The sequence below is a fragment of the Brevundimonas sp. CURTG3B2_SDJG genome (assembly GCF_057364705.1).
The window spans coordinates 1-3979 of record NZ_JBNFOJ010000255.1 but is presented as its reverse complement, the minus strand read 5'-3'; the positions used below and the strand labels follow the sequence as shown (position 1 = coordinate 3979).

The window sequence follows — 3979 nt, the reverse complement described above, 5'->3', positions numbered from 1 at the left end:
GGAGTCCGGAACGGCCTGGGCGGGCGACGGGCGGGGACGGGGCCGTTCGTCGGGCAGCAGCGGGCGCGGCTCGATCTCGACGTAGACGACGGTCTCGGGCTCCGGGACCGGGAAGCGGTCCATCTCGATGGCGCGCAGGGCCAGGGTCCCGAGCACCAGGACGTGGGCGGCGACGGACGCGCCGATCAGGACCGGCCTGCGCCAGCGTTCCCGATCCGAAGGCCACACCCACGCCAGCCGCGCCATCGATCCTCCCGATCCGCGAGGGAAGGGACGCGGCCAGCGTGGCGGTATTGGGGCGGAGTCTGTTCGCGGCGCCCGCCGCCCTCCCGGCGAGACGGCCCTTGACCTTCGCGCCTCTCGCGCGTAGAAGCCGCGCACTTTCGAGAAGGTCGTCTTCGGACGGTCTCCGCGATCGCGACAATCGAGCGTACGGGCTGTGCCCGCCGGAACGTCCAAAGCGCGCGTTCCGGCTTTTGCGTTTTGTCGCGGGACCGGCTCGGAACCTCACCCGAGGACGCGACGTCGCCGTCCGAAAAGAAGGCTCACCGGGCGCTCCGGCCGAAAGGCACACGCCCCCATCGAATAGAAGAGACGAGTACTCGATGCCGACTATCAACCAGCTGATCCGCAAGCCGCGCGCGCCCAAGCCGGTCCGCAACAAGGTCCCGGCCCTGAAGGGCTGCCCGCAGCGCCGCGGCGTCTGCACCCGCGTGTACACCACGACCCCGAAGAAGCCGAACTCGGCTCTGCGTAAGGTCGCCAAGGTCCGCCTGACCACCGGCATCGAAGCCGTGTGCTACATCCCCGGCGAAGGCCACAATCTGCAGGAGCACTCGGTGGTCCTGATCCGCGGCGGCCGCGTCAAGGACTTGCCCGGCGTCCGCTACCACATCCTGCGCGGCGTGCTGGACACGCAAGGCGTCAAGGACCGCAAGCAGCGCCGTTCGCACTACGGCGCCAAGCGTCCGAAGTAAGCGACCCGCCCCTTCCATTCGCCGGCCCACTTTCCAGATCAGGGCCGGCCGCACGACACGTCTTTAGAAGGCCAAGCCCATGTCCCGTCGTCACCGCGCCCAGAAGCGTGAAGTCCTGCCGGATCCCAAGTTCGGCGACCTGATCGTCACCAAGTTCATGAACTACGTCATGTACGAGGGCAAAAAGGCCGTGGCCGAGAACATCGTCTACGGCGCGTTCGACATCCTGGCCGAGAAGAAGAAGGACCAAGAGCCGGTCGCGACCTTCCACTCGGCGCTGGACAACGTCGCCCCGTCGGTCGAAGTCCGGTCGCGTCGCGTCGGCGGCGCCACCTACCAGGTGCCGGTCGAGGTCCGCCCGGACCGTCGCCGCGCCCTGGCCATCCGCTGGCTGGTCAACGCCGCGCGCAACCGCGGCGAAAACACGATGACGGAAAAGCTGGCCGCCGAGCTGCTGGACGCCTCGAACAACCGCGGCACCGCGGTCAAGAAGCGCGAAGACACCCACAAGATGGCCGAAGCCAACCGCGCCTTCAGCCACTACCGCTGGTAACGCCTTCAAGGAACCGCCCTTCTTTCAAGGAAGAATGGGGGTTCCTATCTAACGACTATCAGGCGCGGGCGGTTTGAGCTAAATCGCCCGCGCTCGCTTATCCGAACATTCCCGAGGCGTCCCGAAAGCGGCGCCGCATTGACCGCAAGGCACGCTCCCATGCCCCGCACGCATAAAATCGAAGACTACCGCAACTTCGGCATCATGGCGCACATCGACGCCGGCAAGACGACGACGACCGAGCGGATCCTGTACTACACCGGCAAGTCCCATAAGATCGGCGAAGTCCACGACGGCGCCGCCACCATGGACTGGATGGACCAGGAGCAGGAACGCGGCATCACCATCACGTCGGCCGCGACGACCGCCTTCTGGCGCGAAAAGCGCCTGAACATCATCGACACCCCCGGACACGTGGACTTCACCATCGAAGTCGAGCGCTCGCTGCGCGTGCTGGACGGCGCCGTGACCGTGCTGGACGGCAACGCCGGCGTCGAGCCGCAGACCGAGACCGTCTGGCGTCAGGCCGACAAATACAAGGTTCCGCGCATCGTCTTCGTCAACAAGATGGACAAGATCGGCGCCGACTTCGACAAGTCGGTCGAGTCGATCCGCGACCGCCTGGGCGCCAAGGCCGTGCCGATCCAGTTCCCGATCGGTTCGGAAAGCTCGCTGTCGGGCCTGGTCGACCTGGTCCGCATGACCGCCGTGGTCTGGGACAACGACGGCCTGGGCGCCTCCTACAAGGACGCGCCGATCCCGGCCGACCTGGTCGACAAGGCCAACGAAGCCCGCCAGTACCTGATCGACAACGCCGTCGAGCTGGATGACGAGGCGATGGAAGCCTACCTCGAGGGCAACGAACCCTCGGAAGAGACCATCAAGAAGTGCATCCGCAAGGCCGTTCTGACGGGCGCCTTCTATCCGATCCTGTGCGGCTCGGCCTTCAAGAACAAGGGCGTGCAGACGCTGCTGGACGCCGTCGTCGACTACCTGCCGTCGCCGGTGGACATCCCGCCGACCCCGGGCATCGACTTCAAGACGGAAGAGCCGATCGTCCGCAAGGCGTCGGACGACGAGCCCCTGTCGGTCCTCGCCTTCAAGATCATGGACGACCCGTTCGTCGGCTCGCTGACCTTCTGCCGCCTGTACTCGGGCAAGATGGAGACCGGCATGTCGCTGCTGAACTCCAGCCGCGACAAGAAGGAACGCGTCGGCCGCATGCTGCAGATGCACTCGAACAACCGCGAGGACATCAAGGAAGCCTACGCCGGCGACATCGTCGCCCTGGCCGGCCTGAAGGAGACCCGCACCGGCGACACCCTGTGCGATCCCCTGAAGTCGCCCGTCATCCTGGAGAAGATGGAGTTCCGGCGCCGGTCATCGAGATCGCCGTCGAGCCGAAGTCCAAGGCCGACCAGGAAAAGCTGGGCGTCGCCCTGCAGAAGCTGGCCTCGGAAGACCCGTCCTTCACCGTCTCGACCGACCACGAGTCGGGCCAGACGATCCTGAAGGGCATGGGCGAACTGCACCTGGACATCAAGATCGACATCCTGAAGCGGACCTACAAGGTCGACGCCAACATCGGCGCGCCTCAGGTCGCGTATCGTGAATCGCTGGGCCGCAAGGTCGACATCGACTACACGCACAAGAAGCAGACCGGCGGCACGGGCCAGTTCGCCCGCGTGATGATCACCTTCGAGCCGGGCGAACCCGGCTCGGGCTTCGTGTTCGAAAGCGCGATCGTCGGCGGCGCGGTGCCCAAGGAATACATCCCGGGCGTCGAGAAGGGCCTGGAGTCGGTCAAGGAAGGCGGTCTGCTGGCCGGCTTCCCGCTGATCGACTTCAAGGCGACCCTGACGGACGGCAAGTTCCACGACGTCGACTCGTCGGTCCTGGCCTTCGAAATCGCGGCCCGCGCCGCGTTCCGCGAACTGAAGGAGAAGGGCGCGCCCAAGCTGCTCGAGCCGATCATGGCTGTGGAAGTCGTGACCCCCGAGGAATACCTCGGCTCGGTCATCGGCGACCTGAACGGCCGTCGCGGCATGATCCAGGGGCAGGACATGCGCGGCAACGCCGTCGTCGTGAACGCCTTCGTGCCGCTGGCCAACATGTTCGGCTATGTGAACACGCTGCGCGGCATGTCGCAGGGCCGCGCCCAGTTCACCATGCAGTACGACCACTACGATCCGGTGCCGCAACACGTCGCCGACGAAGTGATCAAGAAGTATTCCGCCTAACCCAACCAAATCCCGGCGGGCCTCAAAGCCCGCCGGACCCCTGAAAAACTAGGACCAAGCCCCCTGTTCAGGGGACGGAGAGAAGAGAATGGCCAAGGAAAAGTTCGAACGCACGAAGCCGCACTGCAACATCGGCACGATCGGTCACGTTGACCACGGCAAGACGACGCTGACGGCGGCGATCACGATGACGCTGGCGAAGGCGGGTG

Annotated in this window: 4 protein-coding genes and 1 pseudogene; 4 read left to right on the top strand and 1 reads right to left on the bottom strand. The window is 65.7% G+C overall.

Annotated features, from left to right (window positions below):
- A partial coding sequence (locus AC2W7C_RS14465; RefSeq protein ID WP_486002052.1) for a hypothetical protein occupies positions 1-246 on the bottom strand: 246 nt, incomplete at its 3' end.
- Between the two features lie 359 nt (positions 247-605).
- Between AC2W7C_RS14465 and rpsL the strand changes: the two genes are divergently transcribed.
- The 4 genes and pseudogenes from rpsL to AC2W7C_RS14445 all read left to right on the top strand — a co-directional run.
- The gene (rpsL, locus tag AC2W7C_RS14460) at positions 606-977 is read left to right on the top strand and encodes a 30S ribosomal protein S12 (protein WP_056453566.1); all 372 of its coding nucleotides are present in this window, start codon (positions 606-608) and stop codon (positions 975-977) included.
- Between the two features lie 79 nt (positions 978-1056).
- Complete coding sequence (gene rpsG, locus AC2W7C_RS14455; RefSeq protein ID WP_486002051.1) at positions 1057-1530, top strand: 30S ribosomal protein S7; 474 nt, start codon at positions 1057-1059, stop codon at positions 1528-1530.
- Between the two features lie 159 nt (positions 1531-1689).
- Positions 1690-3770 (top strand): annotated as a pseudogene (fusA, locus tag AC2W7C_RS14450) (elongation factor G).
- 88 nt (positions 3771-3858) lie between these two features.
- The coding region (locus AC2W7C_RS14445; protein ID WP_291838236.1) for a GTP-binding protein at positions 3859-3979 on the top strand (121 nt) is incomplete at its 3' end.